The following is a 22,064-nucleotide window of genomic DNA, read 5'->3' on the forward strand; positions in this document are numbered from 1 at the left end:
GACGGGTATATTTGTTGCACTGCACAAGAAAAGTGGTAGTCTGGCAGAGATTGCGGACACCAAGACAAACAATCGCAAGCTTGCGTCCGACCGGGAGCGGCGTTGTCGTCGATTGAACCAAGGGGTACGCTTCCCATGTTCTACCAGCTCTATGAATTGAACCATGCAATGATGGCGCCGTGGCGTACGGCCGCCGATGCCATGCGGCTTGCCTTCAGCAATCCGATGAACCCCATCTCGCACACCTATTTCGGCCGTGCCGCTGCCGCCGGGCTCGAAGTGTTCGAGCGCTCCACCCGCCGCTATGGCAAACCGGAGTTCGGACTTCCCGCGACGGAGGTCGACGGCACGTCCGTTTCCGTCTACGAGCGCATCGTCTGGCGCTCACCCTTCTGCAACCTCATCCATTTCGAGCGCGCCTTGCCCAAGGGGCGTGCCGCCGATCCGAAGGTTCTGGTCGTCGCGCCGATGTCCGGCCACTACGCGACGCTGCTGCGCGGCACCGTGGAAGCCCTGCTGCCGCATTCCGACATCTACATCACGGACTGGATCGACGCCCGCATGGTGCCGCTCAGCGAAGGCACTTTCGATCTCGACGATTACATCGACTACGTCATCCAGATGCTCCACTTCCTGGGCCCGAACACCCATGTGATCGGCGTCTGTCAGCCGGCAGTGCCTGTGCTCGCCGCCGTCGCCCTGATGGAAGCGGCGGACGATCCGCTGTCGCCGGCGACGATGACGCTGATGGGCGGACCGATCGACACCCGCATCAATCCGACGGGCGTCAATCAGCTTGCCGAACAGCGGCCGATCGAATGGTTCCGCGACAACGTCATCATGCCGGTGCCGTGGCCGCAGCCGGGCTTCATGCGCATGGTCTATCCGGGCTTCCTGCAGCTCTCTGGCTTCATGTCGATGAACCTCGACCGGCACCTGATCGCCCACAAAGAGTTCTTCGCGCATCTGGTGAAGAACGATGGTGACGCCGCCGAGAAGCACCGGGACTTCTATGACGAGTATCTGGCCGTCATGGACCTGACGGCCGAATTCTACCTGCAGACCGTGCAGGTGGTCTTCATGCAGCACGCGCTGCCGAAGGGCGAGATGATGCATCGCGGCAAGCGCGTCGATACGACGGCGATCAAGAAGGTCGCGCTGCTGACCGTCGAAGGCGAGAACGACGACATTTCCGGCGTTGGCCAGACGAAGGCGGCGCAGACGATCTGCACCAACATCCCTGATCACATGCGCATGCACTACATGCAGCCGGATGTCGGCCACTACGGCGTCTTCAACGGATCGCGCTTCCGCCGCGAAATCGCGCCGCGCATCGTCGCTTTCCACCGCGAGCACTCGCGGCACGTGAAGCCGGTGAAGCAGCTCATCAAGGGCGGCAAGTTGGCCTAACCTCGCGATCGGGGCCGTTTTGACCGCGTAGAGTCAAGGGTTTGTTCGAATCCGGGGGAGGGCGTCTTGCACAGCCAAGGGCGCCTTCCCACATCGTTTTCATCGGGCCGCATGGGTGGCCCGGATGATTGCGAGGAATCCTGAAGATGAACCAATCTGCAATGATCCGTCCGGATTGGACGCCCGCGACCATCGCCCTGATGGTGCTCGGCTTCGTGGTCTTCTGGCCACTGGGTCTGGCCATGCTCGCCTACATCCTGTTCGGCGAAAAGCTGAAGACTTTCAAGAAAGACGCCAACGACACGGTGGATGGCATGTGCTCTGCATTCAAGCGCAATGGACGCCGTTCCAACTGGACGCATCGCACCGGCAACGTCGCCTTCGACGACTGGCGTGAAGCCGAGCTTGCCCGCCTCGACGAGGAACGCCGCAAGCTCGACGCGATGCGCGAAGAGTTCGACACCTATGTGCGCGAGCTTCGCCGCGCCAAGGACCAGGAAGAGTTCGACCGCTTCATGCGCGACCGCAAGAACGGCGGCTCCGGCCCGGTGGTCGAAGCTCACTAATCCGAAGACAACGCTTCCGGCGTTTCACATGAAACGCCGGATTATCCATTGCGCGCCTTTCGACGCTGTAGGCGAAGCCCCAGCGAATCGGTTAGAAAGCCTGCATGTTCCCTTCTTTCAAGCGGCGCATTCAACCTGCTCCACCCGCCATGACGCGGCAGATCGACGTTGCCGGCAAGTCCCTGCCGCTGACGATCAAGCAGAACGCGCGCGCGACCCGCATGACACTGCGCATCGAGCCCGGCGGCCGGGCGCTGAAGATGACGATCCCCCAAGGCTTGCCGGAGCGTGAGGTCAACGCCTTTCTCAACCGCCATCAGGGCTGGCTGATGACGAAGCTCGCGCGTTTCTCCGGCGAAAGCCAAATCGAGGAGGGCGGCTCCATCTTGATCCGAGGCATCTCCCACCGGATCGAGCGGACCGGCAATATCCGCGGTCTGACGGAAGCGGTCTTGATCGATGACGAACCGGTGCTGCGCGTCAGCGGCGGCGAGGAGCACCTGAATCGGCGCATCGTCGATTTCCTCAAGAAGGAAGCCCGTCAGGATCTTGATCGGCTGGTGGCAATCTATACCGGCCGCATCGGCCGACGGGCGAAGTCGCTGTCGCTGAAGGACACCCGCAGCCGCTGGGGATCCTGTTCGGCCGATGGGGCGCTGAGCTTCTCCTGGCGCATCGTCATGGCGCCGCCGAAGGTCATCGCCTATCTTGCAGCGCACGAGGTCGCACATTTGCAGGAGATGAACCACGGCCCCGATTTTTGGACGCTGTGCGGGAGGCTGTGCCCGGATACGGAGGATGCCAAGCGCTGGCTCCGCCGCAACGGCACGATGCTTCACGCGATCGACTTCGACTGAACCAGGCGGAGAGCGATGGCGCGTTACGCGCGGTAACGCAGAGCGTCGCGGATCTTCTCGTCGGTCTTGTATTGGCTGAGCGCATAGACCGACCAGATCGCTGCCGGAACCCAACCGATTAGGGTGAGCTGCAGGATCAGGCAGACGAGGCCGGCAAAGGGACGGCCGATGGTGAAAAACTGCAGCCAGGGCAGGATTAGCGCGAGCAACAGGCGCATCAGTCTCTCCATTGTGGTAAAATGCATATGGTGAAAGCTCGCCTGTCGCGCAAGGGGCGCAACGGCCGTCGGGCCATCGTTGCAGGGGGCGCTGGCTGGGCCTTGCGCGTCGGTTTTTGGCTCGACTCGCGCGACATTTCATGCAAGGTCGCTTCTCATGAAAACCGAAGTGAAGATATGCGGGCTGAAGACCGCGGAAGCGGTTGAGCGTGCTGTCGCGCTCGGTGCATCCCATACCGGCTTCATCTTTTTTCCAAAGAGTCCCAGGAACATCGAGCCTGACGATGCCGGCCGTCTGGCAGACCGCATTCGCGGCCAGGCGAAGATCGTCGCGGTCACGGTCAATGCCGACAATGACGAACTCGACGAGATCGTTTCGGCGCTCAACCCGGATATCCTGCAGCTCCACGGCAGTGAAGATCCGGAACGGTTGCTGACGGTCAAGGCGATGTACGGGCTTCCTATCATGAAGGCCCTTTCGGTGCGCGATGCATCGGACCTCGAAAGGATCGACCCCTACATCGGCATTGCCGATCGCTTCCTCTTTGATGCCAAGCCGCCTCAAGGTTCCGATTTGCCCGGCGGTAACGGCGTTTCCTTTGACTGGAAGCTGCTCGACGCGCTTGACGGAAGCGTCGATTACATGCTTTCCGGTGGTCTCAACGCCAGTAACATTGGCGAGGCCATGGTGCAGACCCGCGCCCGCGCCATCGATATCTCCTCCGGCGTCGAGAGCGCGCCGGGCGTCAAGGATCTGAAGCTCATGGAATCGTTTTTCAATGCCGTTCGCCAGGCGGAGGCGGGCATGCCACGGTCAGGGAGCAGGACGTGAACCAGGCGCCAAAGTTGAATTCTTTCCGGGGCGGTCCCGACGAGGACGGCCGTTTCGGCATTTTTGGCGGTCGCTTCGTGGCCGAGACATTGATGCCCCTGATCCTCGACCTGCAGGCCGAGTGGAACAAGGCAAAGGACGATCCGGCCTTCAAGGCGGAACTGGCGCATCTCGGCGCTCACTATATCGGCCGGCCGAGCCCGCTTTATTTCGCCGAGCGGCTGACGGCTGAGCTCGGCGGCGCCAAGATCTATTTCAAGCGCGAAGAGCTGAACCACACCGGTTCGCACAAGATCAACAACTGCATCGGCCAGATCCTGCTGGCTAAGCGCATGGGCAAGACGCGCATCATCGCCGAAACCGGTGCCGGCCAGCATGGCGTTGCTTCGGCGACAGTCGCGGCCCGCTTCGGCCTGCCTTGCGTCGTCTACATGGGCGCGACCGACGTCGAGCGCCAGGCGCCGAACGTTTTCCGCATGAAGCTGCTCGGTGCCGAGGTCAAGCCGGTAACCGCCGGCAGCGGCACGCTCAAGGACGCGATGAACGAGGCCCTGCGTGACTGGGTCACCAATGTCGACAACACTTACTATCTGATCGGTACGGCCGCCGGCCCGCATCCCTATCCGGAAATGGTCCGCGATTTCCAGGCGGTCATCGGCCAGGAAGCCAAGGAACAGATGCTCGCCGCCGAAGGCCGGCTGCCGGATCTCGTCGTTGCTGCCGTCGGCGGTGGCTCCAACGCGATCGGCATCTTCCATCCGTTCCTTGATGATGAAAGCGTCAAGATCGTCGGCGTCGAAGCCGGCGGCAAGGGCATCGAGGGCGACGAGCATTGCGCGTCGATCACCGCCGGTTCGCCCGGCGTGCTGCATGGCAACCGCACCTATCTGCTGCAGGACGGCGACGGCCAGATCAAGGAAGGCCACTCGATTTCTGCCGGCCTCGACTACCCCGGCATCGGCCCGGAACATGCCTGGCTGAACGATGTCGGCCGCGTCGAATACGTGCCGATCATGGACCACGAAGCGCTCGAGGCGTTCCAGACGCTGACCCGCCTCGAAGGCATTATCCCGGCGCTCGAGCCGTCGCATGCGCTTGCCGAGGTCATCAAGCGTGCGCCGAAAATGGGCAAGGACGAGATCATCCTGATGAACCTCTCCGGTCGCGGCGACAAGGACATCTTCACCGTCGGCAAGTTACTGGGAATGGGGCTGTAAGATCATGACCGCACGCATGGACAAGAGATTTGCCGATGTGGCGGCCGAGGGACGGCCGGTCCTCGTCACCTATTTCATGGCCGGTGATCCGGATTTCGAGACGTCGCTCTCGATCATGAAGGCGTTGCCGAAGGCCGGCGCCGACGTCATCGAACTCGGCATGCCCTTCTCTGACCCGATGGCCGATGGCCCGGCCATCCAGCTTGCCGGTCAACGCGCGCTGAAGGGCTGCCAGACGCTTGCCAAGACGCTCGAGATCGCCCGCCGCTTCCGCGAGGACGACCAGCGCACGCCGATCGTGCTGATGGGCTACTACAATCCGATCTATATCTACGGCGTCGACCGCTTCCTGACGGATGCGCTCGCCGCCGGCATCGACGGCCTGATCGTCGTCGATCTGCCGCCGGAGATGGATGATGAACTCTGCATCCCGGCGCTTGCGAAGGGCATCAGCTTCATTCGCCTCGCGACGCCGACCACGGACGACCGTCGCCTGCCGAAGGTGCTCGAAAACACCTCCGGTTTCGTCTATTACGTATCGATGAACGGCATCACAGGTTCGGCTCTGCCCGATCCGTCGTTGATTGCCGGCGCAGTCGGCCGTATCAAGGCGCACACCAACCTGCCGGTTTGCGTCGGTTTCGGCGTCAAGACGGCGGAGCATGCAAGGGCCATCGGAGCATCCGCCGATGGCGTGGTCGTCGGTACGGCGATCGTCAACCAGATCGCGTCGAGCCTGACCGAAGAGGGCAAGGCGACGGACGCGACGGTTCCGGGTGTTGAAGCGCTGGTCAGAGGGCTCTCGGCAGGCGTGCGGTCCGCACGCCTCGCAGCAGCCGAATAATTGCCTATATTAGCGCGCACAACCCGAAGGAAATCTTCAGGAGTTACTAAGTGAACTGGATCACAAACTACGTTCGGCCGAAGATCAACTCGATGCTGGGCCGCCGGGAAGTTCCGGAAAATCTCTGGATCAAGTGCCCGGAAACCGGCGAGATGGTGTTCCACCGCGATCTCGAAGAAAACAAGTGGGTCATCCCGCAGTCCGGCTTCCACATGAAGATGCCGGCCAAGGCTCGGCTGAAGGACCTGTTCGACGGCGGCATCTATGAAGCGTTTCCGCAGCCGAAGGTTGCTCAGGACCCGCTGAAGTTCCGCGATTCCAAGAAGTACTCCGACCGTCTGCGCGACAGCCGCGTGAAGACCGAGCTCGAAGACACGATCGTCGCCGGTCTCGGCCGCGTTCAGGGCGTCAAGCTCGTCGCCGTCGTGCACGAGTTCAACTTCATTGGCGGTTCGCTCGGCATGGCTGCCGGCGAGGCGATCATCAAGGCCTTCGAAAGGGCGATCGCCGAGAAGTGCCCGCTGGTCATTTTCCCGGCATCGGGCGGCGCACGCATGCAGGAAGGTATCCTGTCGCTGATGCAGCTGCCGCGCACCACGGTTGCCGTCAACATGCTGAAGGAAGCCGGTCTTCCCTATATCGTCGTGCTCACCAACCCGACGACCGGTGGCGTCACCGCATCCTATGCGATGCTTGGCGATATCCATATGGCCGAGCCTGGTGCCGAAATCGGCTTTGCCGGCAAGCGCGTGATCGAGCAGACGCTGCGCGAGAAGCTGCCGGAAGGTTTCCAGACTTCTGAATACCTGCTGGAGCACGGCATGGTCGACATGGTGGTCAAGCGCCATGATCTGCCGTCGACGCTTGCCCGGGTCCTGAAGATCCTGATGAAGAAGCCGGCGGAAGCCTCGAAGCTCAACGGCGGCACGCAGCCGGCTGCCTTGCCGGTCGCGGCGAGCGCTTAAAAGCAATTCCGGGGAAAGCGTGAACCGGTTTTCCCGGAATTGCGCAGAACGAGAATGAACATCTCTGCCAGACCGGAGATGTTTGGCAGTGAAGCTTGTCGGGTCGGGGTGAGAGATGACAGCGGTGGAAGCCAGCGAAGCGGGCTATGAGATCGAAAAACTCCTTGCCCTCCACCCCAAGGGGTTCGACCTGTCGCTGGACAGGATCACCCGGCTGCTCGCCGCGCTCGGCAATCCGCAGGACCGCCTGCCACCGGTGATCCATGTCGCCGGTACCAATGGCAAGGGTTCGGCAACCGCGTTTTCGCGGGCGATCCTCGAAGCGGCCGGTCTCAGCGTTCACGTCCACACGTCGCCGCATCTCGTCAATTGGCACGAGCGCTATCGCCTCGGCGTCAAGGGCGGCAAGGGACGGCTCGTCAGCGACCCCGTTCTGGCCGATGCGGTGCGTCGCGTCGCCGAAGCCAATGGCGGGGAGAAGATCACCGTCTTCGAAATCCTGACCGCCGTCACCTTCCTTCTCTTTGCCGAGCATCCGGCGGATGTCGCGATCATCGAGGTTGGCCTCGGCGGCCGCTTCGACGCGACCAATGTCATTGCTCGACCGGCCGTCTCTGTCATCATGCCGATCTCGCTCGATCACCAGGCCTATCTCGGCGATCGGGTGGAACTGATAGCTGCGGAAAAAGCCGGTATCATGAAGCGTGGCTGCTCCGTCGTGATCGGTCAGCAGGAAGAAGAGGCTGCGCGCGATGTGCTGATCTCGACGGCCGAGCGGCTCGGCTGCCCGATGTTCGTCTACGGCCAGGACTTCATGGCGCATGAGGAATTCGGCCGCCTTGTCTATCAGGACGAAAGCGGTCTCGCCGATCTGCCGCTGCCGAAGCTGCCGGGACGCCACCAATACGCCAATGCCGCCGCGGCCGTTCGCGCGGTGCGGGCTGCGGGCTTCGACGTTTCGGAGGCGGCGATCGAGAAGGGGCTTGCCGGCGTCGAGTGGCCCGGGCGCCTGCAGCGCCTGACCAGCGGCAAACTTACGCGTTACGGTCCGGCCGATGCGGAAATCTGGGTCGACGGCGGCCATAATCCGGGTGCCGGCCAGGTGATCGCCGAAGCGATGGCGACCTTCGAAGAACGCGAATCGCGCCCCTTGTTCCTGATCATCGGCATGATCAACACCAAGGATCCGGTCGGCTATTTCCGGGCGTTTATGGATCTTGCCGAACAGGTCTTCACCGTTCCGATCCGTGGTTCCGATGCAGGTCTTGATCCGGTGGCGCTTGCAAGCGACGCGGCTGCTGTCGGATTTGAGGCTGCGGCTGTCTCTTCCGTCGCCGAAGCGCTGACGATCGTTGCCAATCTGGTCGATGAGGATCCGGCGCCGCCGCGCATCCTGATCGGCGGCTCGCTCTATCTGGTGGGCGACGTTCTCGCCGACAACGGTACGCCGCCGAAGTGATCCGGAGGTGGCGCCGCCATCCCGATAGCAGCCAAGTTCAAGACAAGAAAAAAGCCCGGCATGCCGGGCTTTCTGCTGCGGTAGTCAGCGAAGGTCTCAGGCGACCGCCGTGGAGATCCACGAGGAAAGGGCCGTCTTCGGCGCAGCGCCAACCTTGATGTCGGCCACTTCGCCGGCCTTGAACATGGCGAGCGTCGGGATCGAGCGAACGCCGTACTGGGCAGCCAGTTCCGGGTTTTCGTCGATGTTGAGCTTGACGACCTTGACCTTGCCGGCGAGCTCGTTCGAGATTTCCTCGAGGCTCGGCGCGATCATTTTGCAGGGGCCGCACCATTCAGCCCAGAAATCGACAACCACGGGCTCGGCGGAGTTCAGCACTTCCTGCTGAAAATTGGACGTATCGACCTTTACGGTAGCCATAGGCTGCTCCTTGCGTTCGGAATGGCAGTATCCAGATGTTGTGTCTCATGTGAGATGGCACCGCTGGATTTTCAATATCGGGTATCTCACTTTGTCGCGAGGTCTTCAAGGCTCCTGTCGAGCGCCTGATCCGTAACCACGTGGATTGCCGGTCCTTCGGTGAAGATCAGCACGCATCGGAATGCGTGCCCGGGATAGAGCGGCCGCAACAGCTCGCGATAGATCGCAAGCTGTGCCCTGTAGGCGAAGGGTATGTCACCCTGCGAAGCCGGCACCTGCCGGTTCGTCTTGAAATCGGCAATGGTCACGATCCCGTCGCTGACGGCGAGCCGATCGATACGGCCGGAGACCGCGTGCTCGCGCGTGCCGAGGGTCAGCGTGCCCATGACCGAGACTTCGGCGCGGCTGCCGGCCGAGAAGAGCGCCTGAAGATCGGGATGGTCGAGCACATTCTCGACAGCGTCAATCAGCGCGGCGCGCTGCTCCGGCGACCAGCGGGGCACGGAACGCACGAGGTAGCGCTCGGCCGCGGCGCGGCGATCATTGCCCGCAATGGAGGGCAGGACCTGCAGCAGGCGGTGCAGGATGGCACCGCGCAACATCGAGAGATTTGCCGGTGCCTTCTCAGAAAACAGGGCGGATCCGACAAGCCCATCGCCGTCGTCCTCGTCGATGGCGATACCGACGCCGGAGGGGCTGAGCGGCCGCGGCAGCCGCTTTTGCGGTGGCAGCGGCGTCGAAAAGGCCTTCGGCAGGCCGGTGGCCGGGCGGCTGGCGTCCGGCGTGGGCGCTTGCTTGGAGGGAAGGTCGCGCTCGAGCTGCTTCTCGCGCCAGGCATGGCCGGACCATTCCTCGCCGCCGGTGTGAAAGGTCTTCGGGTGGCCGCGGCCATTTTCGTCCCCGGCGAGGCTCGCCTGAACCATGGCATGCCATGTTTCGGCGACGGCCCGCTGTCCGCGATAGCCACAGACGATCAGGCGGTCGGCGGCACGGGTCATGCCGACATAGAGCAGGCGTCGATACTCTTCCTCGGCGAGCGTCTTCAGGCGATCGCTGTCGGCGGCCACGAGCGTGTTCGATTCCGAGCCCGGTGCGCGCCACACCGGCAACGACAGGACGGCGCCATCCCTTTGAGCGAGCTCGAGGAAGCGAAGGGAAGGGACATGCTGGTTGCTGAACGGCGCACCGCCGCCGTCGACGAGGAAGACGACCGGCGCTTCGAGACCCTTGGCGGCGTGCACCGTCATGATCCGGACTTCGTCGCGTTCCTTGTCCTGCTCGCGCTTGACCGTCGGCGCTTCCATTTCGAGCGTCGAAACGAAGGCCTGCAGACCGGGGAGGCCGCTTCTTTCCTGATCGAGGGCGAAGGTGAGGAACTCGTCAAGAATGTCGCTGACCTCGGTGCCGAGCCGCGCCAGGAAGGCCGCCCGGCCGCCATGAACGCCAAGGATGCGGGCATAAAAATCGTGCGGTGCAAGCGCGTTCGCGAGCGCCACATAGCTTTTCAGCGCCCTTGCTGCCTGGTGGAACAGGATGCCCTCGGCCGCCTCGGCCTGGAGCCTCTGCCAGAGGCTTTCGCCTTCTTTGCGCCGCGCCGCGAGCTCGAACAGCGCGTCTTCGCCGAGATTGAACAGCGGGCTTTTCAGCAGCGCGGCGAGTGACAGGTCGTCCTGCGGCAAGAGGACGAAGCGCCCGAGCGCGAGCAGGTCCTGAACGGCAATATGCTTGGTGAGCACCAGCCGGTCGGCGCCGGCGACCGGAATGTTGTTGCGGCGCTTGAGCGCCCGGGTCAGCGCATTGACGAAGGCGTCGCGCTTACGGACCAGCACGATCACGTCGCCCGGACGCATCGGTCGGCGAATACCCTTCTCGACGATCGTTTCCTTGCCGATCCAGCTCTCCAAGACGCCGGCGATCCGGCGTGCGAGGATATTGACCGGTGCGCTCTCAGGCGTTGCGTCGAAGGCTGCGGTCCATTCTTCGTCCGTATCGATCGGTTCGGCGGCAATCACGTCCCAGATATCGACGGCGCCGGGATGGCCGATACGGTTCGAAGCATGAACGACGGGCTCGTTGCGGGCGCTGAGGCCCCGTGCATGCGCCGGATTGGCGAAGACCGTATCGACGGCCGAAAGCACGTCGACGGTAGAGCGGAAGGAGAGCTGAAGACGGATGGGCTCGAAGGCCTTGCCGCCGTCGCGCACCCGCCGTTCAGTTTCCTGGCTCTCATGCGAGAACCGTTCCGGCCGTGCGCCCTGGAAGGAGTAGATCGACTGTTTCTCGTCACCGACGGCGAACATGGTGCGGTTGGCGCCACGGGCGCTTTCGCCGGAGAAGAAGTCAGCCGCCAGCGCCTGGATGATAGTCCACTGCGCCGGGCTGGTATCCTGAGCCTCGTCGACGAGGATATGGTCGATCCCCTGGTCGAGCTTGTAGTGGACCCAGGCGCTGACATCGCCGCGGGCAAAGAGCGCCGCCGTGCGGTTGATCAGGTCCTCGAAATCGAGCTGGCTGCGTCGCCGCTTCAGCTCCTCGTAGTCGACGTTGAGCCTTTCGGCGAGGGTCAGAGCCGCCAGCGTCGCCTCGAACATCCTAAGAATGCTGATGTGATCGATGCAGGCGACGACATGGCGGTGGGCTTCGTCCACCAGGTCTATGAGATCGGGGGCCGCCTGCTGCATCGCCCTGTTGAGGAAGGCCGATTGTGCCCGGGGCTTGCCGGTGCCGGTGAAGAACAAATGCCTGAGACCGTCATAGCGCGCGCCCAAGTCAGTGAGCTTGCAGACGGTCCGAAGTCCCTCTGCAAATTCCAGAACCTTCGTTCCGCCAACGCTCGTGGCGAGTGAGAAGTAGCGTTCCAGGGACGCACCGTTCAGGCCCGCCAACGGCCAGATCGCGGCCAAGGCGCTGTCGACGCTTTCATCCGGCGCCAGCTTCAGGGCGCGGCGCAACTCGGCCTCGGTGCCGCCGAGCGCGTCGGCATGTTCGAGAAAGGACTGGATCGCGGTGCGGTTCTCGACGATCGCCGCGAGCAGTTTTTCAAGCCCGGTATCGTCGGCGAGGTCGAGCACGGTGGCGAAAGCGCGCGCCAGTTCCGGATCGTCCTTGGCCGCCGTCGCCGTCAGCAGCATGCGGCGCGCATCGGCAAGCAGCACGGCGGCAGCGCGGTCGTCGAGAACAGAGAAATGTCCGGCGACGTTGGCTTCCAGTGGAAACTGATGCAGCAGCGCCTCGCAGAAGGCGTGGATCGTCTGGATCTTGAGGCCGCCGGGTGTCTCCAGCGCGCGGGCGAACAGGCGGCGTGCCTCCTGCAGCTTCAGAAGACCAGGCCGCTCGCCCTCGATCGCCTCGATCCGTTTTTCGAGCGTCGCGTCGTCGAGCGTTACCCATTCGGCCAGCCGTTCGAAGACGCGGTTCGACATTTCGGAGGCCGCCGCCTTGGTATAGGTCAGGCAGAGGATCGCCGAGGGTCGGCAGCCCGCAAGCAGCAGCCGGATCACCCGCTGGGTCAGCACATGTGTCTTGCCGGATCCGGCATTGGCCGAAACCCAGGCAGAACGCGCGGGATCGGAGGCTAGCGATTGCCGACGCGAGGTCCAGTCGAGCCAGGCTTGCGGCGTCGCCTGGTCGGGGCCGAGGCTGTCATCCCTCATCGCCGTCCTCCTCCTCGCTATCGGCCGTCGACCATTCGGCAACGCGTGCCAAATGGTCGTATTCACCGCCGTAGTCGCGCTCTTTCTGAACAATCACGCGCGATGCAAAGCCGTGCTTGCCCGAAAGCAGCGCACTCAGCAGCTTTCTGAGCTCGGTGAGGGATTCGTCCGCGAGCTGGTCGGCGGATTTGGTTTCCTTCGCCTTACTGCCCTCGTTGTTCACGGTCTCCTGCTTGAAACGCGATCCAGGCTTCAGCCGGACATAGAGCAGCGATTGCGGATGGCTCGGCGGCATATCCTTGAAGGCGCCGGCCTTGAGGGCTGCGGCTTCGAGGGCGAGCTGCGGGTCGAGCAGCACTCGGGCTTCCTTGACCGATGGGCTGGAGCCGGTCTTGTAGTCGATGATCTCCACGCTGCCGTCGGTCAGCATATCGAGCCGGTCGGCAATGCCCGTCAGCCGCATAGCGGCGACGCCGAGCTCCATCGATGCCGGAGCTTCCGTGCGCGAGCGGCGGATGAAGCGTGCGCGGTCCCGCTCCCATTTGATGAAAGCCAAGCCGACGGCGGCGAAGCGTGGCCGCCAGATCGTGTCGATATGTGTGGGCAGCCGCGCCTCGTCGAAGGCCTCATTCAGCAGCCGATGCATGGCCTCTTCGGCTGCGGGGGACATGAGGTCGAAGCCGCCGCGAACAAAGCGCTCGACGATCTGGTGATAGAGCGTGCCGCGCTCGGCCGGACCGGGATCGCTGTTGAACGGCAGCAGCGGATGCAGGCGAAGAATGCGCCGGGCGTAGATCGCGTAGGGGTCGCGCCTCAGCCGCGATACCTCGCTAAAAGAATATTTGCGCGGCTGCAGGTCCGCCGGCGGCTTGGGCGCAGGGCGTTCGGCAAGCGGCTGCCGCCCTCCGTCGTCGAGCATCCGGGCCCAGGCCAGATAGTCGGCGCCATTGGCCTGCAAGGCCGCAGTCAGCCGTTCGCCGCCAAGCGCGAGCAGCCGCTGCAGCCAGCGCGAGGCAACGGTGGGTGTTGCTCCCTGGCGCATCGAGCGGGTGAAGATCAGCCGCCGTGTGCCGCAGGCCATCTGGAAGTCATGCGCGAGCTGGCCGATGCGCCGCTCGGGGGGCTCGAGACCGATGCCCGTCTTCATCGTGCGCGACAGGAACGGGTCGTTGGCGGTCTGGCCTGGCCAATTGCCCTCGTTCATGGCGCCGAGCACCACGAGATCCATGCTCTGCAGGCGTGATTCCAGCGCGCCGAAGATGAAGACCCGCGGATGGCGCATGGACCGCGGCTTGACCGCTGCACCTGCAGCAAGCGCCTCCATGACGTCGCACCATTGCGGCCCGTCCGCCGTCATCTGGCCATCGGTTTCGATAATGCCGCGAAGCAGGGTCGCCAGCGTATCGGCCGCCTCGCCGGACCAGAGCCCACCGAGATCGCCGCGCTCGTCGGCCGAGGCCGCTTCCAACGCCTGGCCGGTACGCGTCGCCCAGTCGGCAAAGGTGAATTCGTCCGAGAACACGCGGCTGCCGTCCTTGCTGCGCGTGAGCGCGGAAGCCAGCGGCGCCACCGCGAGGCCGATCTTGATCGCCAGATCGCGTGCTGCCTGAAGCTCCTCGGCGCCGATGCCGGCACGCCATTCCGGCGGGTGGCGATCGACCTTGTGGCCGGCAATCGCCGCATCGAGCAACGGCTCCAGGGCGAGGATATCGACGGTTGCGGTGCTGCCGCGCAGCGCCATGCGTTCGAGCGCGTCGGCGCCCTGGCGCATCTCATCACGCGAAAGCCCGAAGCGCGCCAGCGGGTGCTTGAGCAGCGCAACGAAGGGCACGGGATCGCCGGGGCGCAGGCTTGCCTCCAGAAGCAGACGCATGAAGCTGCCCTGGGGCGTCGAGGACAAAGGCGTGCCGGCGGAATCGTCCGCCTCGATGCCGAAGCGGGCGAGCTCGGCGCCGACCCGCCGCGCGAGATTTCGGTCGGGCGTGATCAACGCCGCCTGGCTATCCTCGCTGCCTTCCAGCGCAAGCCTTAGCGCAACGGCAATCGCCGCCGCCTCCTCGCGTTCGTTGGCGGTTTCGATGAGAGCCGTATCGCCGAAGGCAGCGCGCAGCAATTCGCCGTCGAGTTCGCTGCGCATTTCGGTCCAGGCATCGGTGGCCTTTGCCGGCAAAAGGGCGTGCGAGAGGATCGCCGCGCGGAAATCGAGGTCGGTTTGGGCGCCGGCTAGCGCGCCCACATCCGAGCGGATGACGCCCATGCGCTTCAGCAGCCTGTAGAAGCCGTATTGCGGGTGGCTGCGGCTTGCCGGGTCCGGCCTGCCGTCAAAGGCAGCGTCGGCGACGATCATGTCCCATTCGGCATCGCTCATCGTCTGGTCGAGACCAGGCAACACGATCGTGCCGTTCTGAAGCTTCTGCACGGCGGCAATCAGCGCGGCCGTGGCGGGAATGGAACCGGTCGAGCCGGCGATGATGATCGGGCCTTCGATCTTGCCGCCGGCGATGCGCTGCGTTTCGGCCTGAAGGATGGCGTTGCGATGGCGTGCGGGCGAGGATTGCTTGAGTTCCTCGAGCCGTTCCGGCCAGTAGGTTCGGGCGATCTTGAGGAATTCGAGCGTCAGCTGCCACCACAGCGCATGCTCGCCGGCGTCGAGCCGGTCGAGCGCGTCCCAGTCCAGCTCTTCCGTCTCCATCGCATCGATGAGATCGGCAAGATTGCGTGCCAGCCAGATCGCATCGGCAGGACTTGCCGGCGCGATCAGCGGGCTTTCCGCATGGATGTCGAGCACGACCTTTGGTAGCCGGTTGCGCCAGGCGAGAATCAGCCGGCCAAGCTCGATCAGCCGTGCCGTGCCCGGCAGCGGCGGCGCAAGATCGAGGATTGCCGGTACTTCGGCGTCGAAGAAGCCGCTGTCATCATCGGTCTCGCCGAGCGCCTTGATGGTGGGCAGGATGGTGGAGCGGCCGTCGAGCAGGTCGACGAATTCGGATCTGAGCACACGGGCCGAACGCCGCGTCGGCACGAAGATCGTGACGCCGGCAAGCGGCAAGGGATCGGCCGGATCGTAGCGGAAGTCCGGAGTCAGGATACCGTCGCAAAGCTTTTCGGCGAGCGTCTTCAGGAAGGGGAGGCCAGGCGGGATCGTGAAGACGTTGGACCGGCGGCCGCGCACGCTCATCCTCCTGGCTGGTGGCGGCGGATCGCCGCTTCCGCTTCGCCGATCGCGTCGGGCGTGCCGACCGTCATCCAGTGGCCATCGAGCAGGAGGCCGTGGAGGCGCCCTTTTTGGGCAGCGCGATCGAAGTAGATGTTGAGGTTGAAGGCATCATCAGGCGCGTCGGCAAAGAGCCGGGAGTGAAGCGCGATCGCGCCGGCATAGACCACCGGGTTTGGCAGACCTTCGGTGTATCGCGTCAGCTTGCCGTCGGCACCGAGCGAAAAGTCCTTCTTGCCGTTGTGACCGGTCGTGTCCTCATCGCGCACGCACAGGAGCAGCATGTCCATGCGGTCCGCATCGAAGGCTGCGGCGAGGCGCGTCAGGTTGCTGGGAACGCCGACCGGTTCCCCGACCCAGAAGAGGTCGGCATTCATCACCAGTACGGGGCCTTCCGGCAGCAGTTTCAGGCCCTTGGCCAGGCCGCCGCCGGAATTCATCAGCGCATCGCGCTCGTCGGAAATCAGGATCTCCGGGCTTCTTCTCTGGCTGAGATGTCCTTCCATCTGGTCGGCGAAATGATGCACGTTGACCGCGGCCTTGGTGATGCCGGCCTCTGCCAGCAGATCCAGCACGTAGTCGATCATCGGCTTGCCCGCGATCTCTACGAGCGGCTTCGGCATGGTGTTGGTGATCGGGCGGAGCCGGGTGCCGAGGCCCGCGGCGAGCACCATCGCATTGCTGATCGACATTGCTTCTCTGTCAGTTCGTTGATTCGGAATCTAGGATTCCGGTCTTCATACACCAGTCGTGCAAGGGTTTCAGCGATTCATGTGTGAGCGCCGCCTGAAGATAGGCGAAAGTGCGGGGCATATGTTTCATGTAGCCGGGTTTGCCGTCCCGCTGCATCAGCCGCACCCAGATGCCGACGAGCTTGCAGTTGCGCTGCGCCGACATCAAATGCCAGTCGCGCAAGAAAGTCGCCTCGTCGAAGTTGCCGCTTGCCTGCCGTTCGGCGAGATAGGTTTCCATCATCCGGTTGGCGAGCGGAGGCGCGACGGTCACGCGCGCGTCCTGCACCAGCGATGCCACGTCATAGGCCGTCGGGCCGATCATCGCGTCCTGGAAATCGATGAGGCCAATCCGATCCAATCCCTGGCGCTCTCCGCGCCAGATGATGTTCGGCGAGTGAAAATCTCGCAAGAGCAGGTTCGTCTCGGAGGTCTGGAGAAGATCAATCAGCCCGTCCCAGATCTCTCCGTATTCACGTTTTTCGTCATCGCTTGCCGGCGCACCGCGCTTCCACGGCAGGTACCAGTCGGTCAAAAGCCGCGTCTCGATCTTCATCGCCGTCCGGTCGAAATCCGGAATGCGGTGGATGACCGCTCTGTCGAGGTTGATCTCCCTGTCGGTCTGCTTGGCATGGAGGCGGGCGAGCAGTCGTACGCTTTCGATGTAGCGCTCGTCGATCGGCTGGCCGGCCGCGTCGAGAACGCCATCCGACCCAAGGTCCTCGATCAGCAGGATGCCCCGGTCGAGATCGCGGGCGTAGATCGTCGGCGCTGCAAAGCCGCGTGCAATGAGCAGCTGGTCGATCGCGACGAAGGGAACGACGTCTTCGGCGATATGCGCGAGCTGCTGGTAGTATTTTCCGTCCTGGAGGACGGGGCCGGGCTTGTGTCGTGGCGAATCCATCAGAATCCGGCTAACGGAGCCGTCTGCCGGGTAAATGCGCTCATAGGCCCGGATCGAGGCGTCGCCGCTGAGGTGCCGGCGCCGTGCGTTTGGGTGATCGTTCTGATCGAGGAAGTCGCGGATCGCCAGCGTGCGGGCGATGCGCTGCAGCTTTTCGTCCGGACCGGAAATTTCGACGCGGCGACCATCGCCTTCATGGGTGATGCTCAGCGTGATGCGGCTGGTGGGTAGGGCGTCGTCAGCCCGTTCCGGCCATTCGACGAGACAGACGCCTAGCGATAGCGCCTCGTCGAAGCCGAGTTCGTCCAGTTCGCTGGAATCAGCCAGCCGATAGAGATCGAAATGCGCGACCGGAATGCGCAGTTCATAGGTTTGGACCAGCGTAAAGGTCGGGCTGGGGACCTCCAGCCCGTCGTCATCGGCAAGCGCCCGAAGGAAGGCGCGTGCCAAGGTCGACTTGCCGGCCCCGAGATCACCCGAGAGCGCGACGCAGTCGCCGGCCTTCAGGGCCAGCGCCAGATCTTCGCCGAGCTCGATCGTTGCCGCCTCGTCCGTCAGGAAGCGCTCGATCGCCGGCATCATTCGGCCGCGACGATCGCCGGCACTTCGGCCGAGGGAATGCGGCAGGTCACTTCCGTGCCTTCGCCTTCCTTGCTGCGGATGGAGACGGTGCCGTGGTGCAGGCTGACGAAGCTCTCGACGATCGAAAGGCCGAGGCCTGCGCCGCCGCGCTGGCCGTAGCTTTCGAAGCGGTTGAACACGGTATCGAGCACGTCCTGCGGTATGCCGGGGCCGCTGTCTGAGACAGAGAAGATGAAGTCGCTGCCCTCGCGGCGGCACTTCAGGTCGATGGCGCTGCCATCGGGCGCAAAGTTTGCGGCATTGGTGAGCAGCTTGACGAAGATCTGCTTCAGCCGCTGCTGGTCGGCGACCATGCGGCCGAGATTGTCAGGGGCGGCGATCCTCAGGGTCACGCCGCTCTCGAGCAGCCGGTCGGCCATCTGGTGGGCAATATCATCGAGGAAGTCGGTGAGACTGATGTCGGACATGTCGAGTTGGACGATGCCGGCATCGACGGTCGCGAGATCCAGGATGTCGTTGACGATCGTCAGCAGCAGCGACGAGGAGGTGGCGATGTGGTCGACATACTCCGCCTGCCGCTCGTTGAGATCGCCGAAAGCCGGCGTCTTCAACAGGTCGGCGAAGCCGATGATGTTGGTGAGCGGCGAACGCAGTTCATAGGAAACGTGGTGCACGAAGTCGTTCTTCAGCGCATCCGCCTTGCGCAGCGCCTCGTTCTTTTCGGTGAGCGCGCGCTCGACCCGGACGCTGTCGGTGATGTTGACGAAGGTCAGCATCGTCTGCGCGTTCGGCAGCGGGATGACGGCGTAGTCGAGGATCAGTCCGGTTCGAAGCTCAAGGATGCCGCGGCTGGAGGGCCGTTCGTCGTCGAAGCTGGTGATGATGTGGGTGAAACGTTTCCACCCGTCAGGCTGGTCGTAGGAGATGAGGCAGGCCTGCTCGATCGCCCGGATATGGGTGCCGGGCTTGGCCTCCGCCTCGCTGATGCCCCAGATCGCCCGGAACGCCGGGTTCGAGAGACGAATGCGGCCGTCGGGCCCGAACACAGCTACGCCTTCCGCGAGATGGTCGATCGTCTCGCCTTGAACCTGAACGAGCGTATTGTAGCGCGTTTCGAGATCGACCTTCTCGGTCAGGTTCTCGAACACCCAGGTGACCCCGCCCTGTGGGCGGGCGGTCGCGAAGACGCGCAGCGTCTGGCCGTTCGGCAGGTGCCAGAGGTCGCTCTGCGTGTCGAGCGCCTGATAGACGGAAAGCGCGGTGGCCTTCCACTGTTTCCAGTTGAGCTGCTCCGGCAGCTGGCCGCCGGCGCGCAGCCGGTCAAGCACTTCGCCGTTGTCGGGCTTGCGCTCGAGGAAGCCGATGTCGAGGTTCCACAGACGCTGGAAGGCCTGGTTGTAGAACTGCAGGCGCTGATTGCCGTCGAAGATCGCGACGGGGGTCGCCAGATGATCGAGCGTTTCGGCATGGCTCTTGAGCGTCCGGTTGAGTTCCTCGCGCACGGCCTCGATGCCGGATACGTCGACGGCGACGCCGGCCGAGCCGGCAGGGCTGCGGGCATCGACGACTTCGAAGAAGGTGCGGTTACCCCTGACGACGGTCGAAACCTTGTCGCGGAACGGTGTGTCGAAGGTGGAAACCGCGCGGATCTTTTCGCGCGCGACGGTTGCGAGCAGCTCGCGCCCTTCGGCAACCGCGACCGCGACATCAGGAGCCTCGACGGCGTCGGCATAGGCCTCGTTGACCCAGGTGAGGGCGCCATCCGTGCCGCGTTGCCACACCGGCAGATCGATGGCGTCGAGAAGGGTGCGGAAGGACACGAGCGCAGTATTGAGCCGATCGTGCTCAAGCTTCAGCTCAGCGAGTTCTGCGCGCATATTGTTGAGAGCGATGAAGCGTACGAAAGCGCGCCCGCCCGAGACCCGTCCCTGGGCCTCCAGGACTTCGTTGCGCTGCGTTTCGAGCACCAGGTCGAAGCTGCGCGCCTGGGTGCGCAGCGCGTCGATCGCATTTTCCAGTTCCCCGGCGGATTGCGCCTTGATCCAGCGGCCGAAGGCCAGGAACTCGCGGTCGTCTGCCGGCGCGCCGGTTTCGGGCGGCAGCTGGCCGAGCAGCTCAGCCCGCTCGAGCAGCCCGTCCCAGACGACGATCCGGCGGTTCTTGTCGGCCACCAGCGCCTGATAGCGCGAGAGGCGCTGGTTGGCGTCCGACAGATCGGAGCGCAATTCGCGGTTCTCGGCTTCGATATTGCCGCGCTGGCGGATCAGCCAGATCGCCGAAATCATCGCTGCGGAAACGACGCCGATGAGCACGGAGAAGGTGACGACCTCCGACGAGCCGAAGATATTTGCCTTCTGCGGCGCGACCTGGGCGAGCGCATCTGTTGCTGCAAAGAGAGTGGTACCGGCCAGAAGGTGGCGCAGGAACTTCGGGCCCTTGCGGCGGGTGCCCGGAATAGCTGTTTGGTCTCTGTTCATGGCGCTGCCATCCCCGTCTGTCCGAAGGGTGCTGCCGGCCTTGTTGCGCCTTGCACAGTTCCATCGAGGCCCTGGTCAAGGGCCTGCGTCAGTTCCGATTGCATCCCCGGTCTGTCTCCGTCTGTTTGCCGCTTATCGACAAGACATCCCATCCGCGATGTCCAAGGTCCGCACCGACATCACGAATCAATGGGTTAGAGCATACTTCCTAGTCGAATCGTCGGGAAGGGAGAGGCCCAAAAAAGCGGCCGCGCTCTCTTGTCAAGAACGCGGCCACAAGATGTTGTGGATTGCCCGGGTAAGGATTAGTACCGGTAGTGCTCAGCCTTGAACGGGCCCTGCGTCTTCACGCCGATGTAGTCGGCCTGCTCTTCGGAAAGTTCGGAGAGCTTAGCGCCGAGCTTCTTCAGGTGCAGGCGAGCGACCTTCTCGTCGAGCGCCTTCGGCAGGACGTAGACTTCGTTCTTGTACTTCTCACCCTTGGTGAAGAGCTCGATCTGCGCCAGGACCTGGTTGGAGAACGAAGCCGACATCACGAAGGACGGGTGGCCGGTGGCGTTGCCGAGGTTCAGCAGGCGGCCTTCCGAGAGCAGGATCATGCGGTTGCCCTTCGGGAACTCGATCATGTCGACCTGCGGCTTGATGTTTGTCCACTTCAGGTTACGCAGTGCGGAGACCTGAATTTCGTTGTCGAAGTGGCCGATGTTGCCGACGATCGCCATGTCCTTCATCTCGCGCATGTGGTCCATGCGGATGACGTCCTTGTTGCCGGTCGTCGTGATGAAGATGTCGGCCGACGAGACGACGTCTTCGAGTTGAACGACTTCGAAACCGTCCATCGCCGCCTGGAGCGCGCAGATCGGGTCGATTTCGGTGACCTTGACGCGGGCGCCGGCGCCGGAAAGCGAAGCTGCCGAGCCCTTGCCGACATCGCCGTAACCGCAGACGACGGCGACCTTGCCGGCCATCATCACGTCGGTGCCGCGGCGGATGCCGTCAACGAGCGATTCCTTGCAGCCGTACTTGTTGTCGAACTTCGACTTGGTGACCGAATCGTTGACGTTGATCGCCGGGAAGGGCAGCAGGCCCTTGGCCTGAAGCTGGTACAGGCGGTTGACGCCGGTGGTGGTTTCTTCGGTCACGCCCTTGATGGCGTCGCGCTGCTTGGTGAACCAGCCCGGCGAAGCCTGGAGGCGCTTCTTGATCTGTGCGACGAGGATCTCTTCTTCTTCGGAGCCCGGGTTGGAGAGTACGTCTTCACCGGCTTCGGCGCGGGCGCCGAGCAGGATGTACATGGTGGCGTCGCCACCATCGTCGAGGATCATGTTCGAGACGCCGCCATCGGCCCACTGGAAGATCTTGTCCGTGTAGGTCCAGTATTCTTCGAGCGTTTCGCCCTTGACGGCGAAGACCGGAACGCCGCTTGCGGCGATGGCAGCGGCAGCGTGATCCTGGGTCGAGAAGATGTTGCACGAGGCCCAGCGCACGTCGGCGCCGAGGGCAACCAGCGTCTCGATCAGGACGGCGGTCTGGATGGTCATGTGCAGCGAGCCGGTGATGCGCGCGCCCTTCAGCGGCTTCGCAGCGCCGAACTCTTCACGGCAGGCCATCAGGCCCGGCATTTCCGTTTCGGCGATCGCAATTTCCTTGCGCCCGAAATCGGCGAGACCGATGTCGGCGACGATATAGTCCTGAGTGGTGGTCATGGAATTCTC

The 22,064-nt window shown here is 63.6% G+C and carries 16 protein-coding genes; 8 read left to right on the forward strand and 8 right to left on the reverse strand.

Features of this window, described 5'->3' with window-relative positions:
- The first annotated feature begins 135 nt into the window (after window positions 1–135).
- The 3 genes from phaZ to AC3WWH_RS12240 all read left to right on the forward strand — a co-directional run bounded on the left by phaZ (window position 136) and on the right by AC3WWH_RS12240 (window position 2,833).
- Complete coding sequence (gene phaZ, locus AC3WWH_RS12230) at window positions 136–1,410, forward strand: polyhydroxyalkanoate depolymerase (protein WP_058321605.1); 1,275 nt, start codon at window positions 136–138, stop codon at window positions 1,408–1,410.
- 146 nt (window positions 1,411–1,556) lie between these two features.
- The gene (locus AC3WWH_RS12235; protein WP_057252042.1) at window positions 1,557–1,976 is read left to right on the forward strand and encodes a DUF2852 domain-containing protein; all 420 of its coding nucleotides are present in this window, start codon (window positions 1,557–1,559) and stop codon (window positions 1,974–1,976) included.
- 104 nt (window positions 1,977–2,080) lie between these two features.
- Window positions 2,081–2,833, forward strand: a complete 753-nt coding sequence (locus AC3WWH_RS12240; protein ID WP_057252043.1) for a M48 family metallopeptidase — start codon at window positions 2,081–2,083, stop codon at window positions 2,831–2,833.
- Between the two features lie 23 nt (window positions 2,834–2,856).
- On the opposite strand, the gene AC3WWH_RS12245 is transcribed toward AC3WWH_RS12240, so the two are convergent.
- Complete coding sequence (locus AC3WWH_RS12245; protein ID WP_058321604.1) at window positions 2,857–3,051, reverse strand: YqaE/Pmp3 family membrane protein; 195 nt, start codon at window positions 3,049–3,051, stop codon at window positions 2,857–2,859.
- Between the two features lie 157 nt (window positions 3,052–3,208).
- On the opposite strand from AC3WWH_RS12245, the gene AC3WWH_RS12250 reads away from it, so the two are divergent.
- The 5 genes from AC3WWH_RS12250 to AC3WWH_RS12270 all read left to right on the forward strand — a co-directional run bounded on the left by AC3WWH_RS12250 (window position 3,209) and on the right by AC3WWH_RS12270 (window position 8,368).
- On the forward strand, window positions 3,209–3,883 hold the full coding sequence (locus tag AC3WWH_RS12250; RefSeq protein ID WP_058321603.1) for a phosphoribosylanthranilate isomerase: 675 nt from the start codon (window positions 3,209–3,211) through the stop codon (window positions 3,881–3,883).
- Window positions 3,880–5,100: a tryptophan synthase subunit beta gene (gene trpB, locus AC3WWH_RS12255; RefSeq protein WP_057252045.1), complete on the forward strand. Its 1,221-nt coding sequence runs from the start codon at window positions 3,880–3,882 to the stop codon at window positions 5,098–5,100. Before AC3WWH_RS12250 ends, trpB begins: the two co-directional genes overlap by 4 nt.
- A 4-nt stretch (window positions 5,101–5,104) precedes the next feature.
- Window positions 5,105–5,944 carry a tryptophan synthase subunit alpha gene (gene trpA, locus AC3WWH_RS12260; protein WP_057252046.1) on the forward strand — a complete coding sequence of 280 codons (840 nt, stop codon included), beginning with the start codon at window positions 5,105–5,107 and terminating at the stop codon, window positions 5,942–5,944.
- A gap of 50 nt (window positions 5,945–5,994) precedes the next feature.
- The gene (gene accD, locus AC3WWH_RS12265) at window positions 5,995–6,909 is read left to right on the forward strand and encodes an acetyl-CoA carboxylase, carboxyltransferase subunit beta (protein ID WP_058321602.1); all 915 of its coding nucleotides are present in this window, start codon (window positions 5,995–5,997) and stop codon (window positions 6,907–6,909) included.
- A gap of 115 nt (window positions 6,910–7,024) precedes the next feature.
- Complete coding sequence (locus AC3WWH_RS12270; protein ID WP_058321601.1) at window positions 7,025–8,368, forward strand: bifunctional folylpolyglutamate synthase/dihydrofolate synthase; 1,344 nt, start codon at window positions 7,025–7,027, stop codon at window positions 8,366–8,368.
- Window positions 8,369–8,464: 96 nt separating this feature from the next.
- Here the strand turns inward: AC3WWH_RS12270 and trxA are convergent, their stop codons facing one another.
- The 7 genes from trxA to ahcY form a co-directional block, all read right to left on the reverse strand.
- Window positions 8,465–8,788, reverse strand: a complete 324-nt coding sequence (gene trxA / locus AC3WWH_RS12275; protein WP_057252049.1) for a thioredoxin — start codon at window positions 8,786–8,788, stop codon at window positions 8,465–8,467.
- Between the two features lie 86 nt (window positions 8,789–8,874).
- Window positions 8,875–12,441: a double-strand break repair helicase AddA gene (gene addA / locus AC3WWH_RS12280; protein WP_058321600.1), complete on the reverse strand. Its 3,567-nt coding sequence runs from the start codon at window positions 12,439–12,441 to the stop codon at window positions 8,875–8,877.
- Complete coding sequence (gene addB / locus AC3WWH_RS12285) at window positions 12,431–15,613, reverse strand: double-strand break repair protein AddB (protein WP_492376986.1); 3,183 nt, start codon at window positions 15,611–15,613, stop codon at window positions 12,431–12,433. Before addB ends, addA begins: the two co-directional genes overlap by 11 nt.
- A gap of 2 nt (window positions 15,614–15,615) precedes the next feature.
- Window positions 15,616–16,347: a nucleotidyltransferase family protein gene (locus AC3WWH_RS12290; RefSeq protein ID WP_057252052.1), complete on the reverse strand. Its 732-nt coding sequence runs from the start codon at window positions 16,345–16,347 to the stop codon at window positions 15,616–15,618.
- Between the two features lie 10 nt (window positions 16,348–16,357).
- Window positions 16,358–17,869 (reverse strand): tRNA (adenosine(37)-N6)-threonylcarbamoyltransferase complex ATPase subunit type 1 TsaE, encoded by a 1,512-nt coding sequence (gene tsaE, locus AC3WWH_RS12295; RefSeq protein ID WP_082640739.1) that lies wholly within the window; start codon window positions 17,867–17,869, stop codon window positions 16,358–16,360.
- The gene (locus tag AC3WWH_RS12300; protein ID WP_058321597.1) at window positions 17,869–20,349 is read right to left on the reverse strand and encodes a PAS domain-containing sensor histidine kinase; all 2,481 of its coding nucleotides are present in this window, start codon (window positions 20,347–20,349) and stop codon (window positions 17,869–17,871) included. Before AC3WWH_RS12300 ends, tsaE begins: the two co-directional genes overlap by 1 nt.
- Before the next feature lie 305 nt (window positions 20,350–20,654).
- Window positions 20,655–22,055 carry an adenosylhomocysteinase gene (gene ahcY, locus AC3WWH_RS12305; RefSeq protein WP_057252127.1) on the reverse strand — a complete coding sequence of 467 codons (1,401 nt, stop codon included), beginning with the start codon at window positions 22,053–22,055 and terminating at the stop codon, window positions 20,655–20,657.
- Window positions 22,056–22,064 lie beyond the last annotated feature (9 nt).

This window comes from Ensifer sp. EB106-03-01-XG145 (assembly GCF_058792075.1).

What these genes read in the sequence shown, in the direction of transcription:
- phaZ (WP_058321605.1), top strand. Translation starts at nt 136, where the DNA reads ATGTTCTACCAGCTCTATGAATTGAACCATGCAATGATGGCGCCGTGG.
- AC3WWH_RS12245 (WP_058321604.1), bottom strand. Translation starts at nt 3,051, where the DNA reads ATGCGCCTGTTGCTCGCGCTAATCCTGCCCTGGCTGCAGTTTTTCACC.
- AC3WWH_RS12250 (WP_058321603.1), top strand. Translation starts at nt 3,209, where the DNA reads ATGAAAACCGAAGTGAAGATATGCGGGCTGAAGACCGCGGAAGCGGTT.
- AC3WWH_RS12240 (WP_057252043.1), top strand. Translation starts at nt 2,081, where the DNA reads ATGTTCCCTTCTTTCAAGCGGCGCATTCAACCTGCTCCACCCGCCATG.
- trxA (WP_057252049.1), bottom strand. Translation starts at nt 8,788, where the DNA reads ATGGCTACCGTAAAGGTCGATACGTCCAATTTTCAGCAGGAAGTGCTG.
- AC3WWH_RS12270 (WP_058321601.1), top strand. Translation starts at nt 7,025, where the DNA reads ATGACAGCGGTGGAAGCCAGCGAAGCGGGCTATGAGATCGAAAAACTC.
- tsaE (WP_082640739.1), bottom strand. Translation starts at nt 17,869, where the DNA reads ATGCCGGCGATCGAGCGCTTCCTGACGGACGAGGCGGCAACGATCGAG.
- ahcY (WP_057252127.1), bottom strand. Translation starts at nt 22,055, where the DNA reads ATGACCACCACTCAGGACTATATCGTCGCCGACATCGGTCTCGCCGAT.
- trpA (WP_057252046.1), top strand. Translation starts at nt 5,105, where the DNA reads ATGACCGCACGCATGGACAAGAGATTTGCCGATGTGGCGGCCGAGGGA.
- addA (WP_058321600.1), bottom strand. Translation starts at nt 12,441, where the DNA reads ATGAGGGATGACAGCCTCGGCCCCGACCAGGCGACGCCGCAAGCCTGG.
- AC3WWH_RS12300 (WP_058321597.1), bottom strand. Translation starts at nt 20,349, where the DNA reads ATGAACAGAGACCAAACAGCTATTCCGGGCACCCGCCGCAAGGGCCCG.
- AC3WWH_RS12235 (WP_057252042.1), top strand. Translation starts at nt 1,557, where the DNA reads ATGAACCAATCTGCAATGATCCGTCCGGATTGGACGCCCGCGACCATC.
- AC3WWH_RS12290 (WP_057252052.1), bottom strand. Translation starts at nt 16,347, where the DNA reads ATGTCGATCAGCAATGCGATGGTGCTCGCCGCGGGCCTCGGCACCCGG.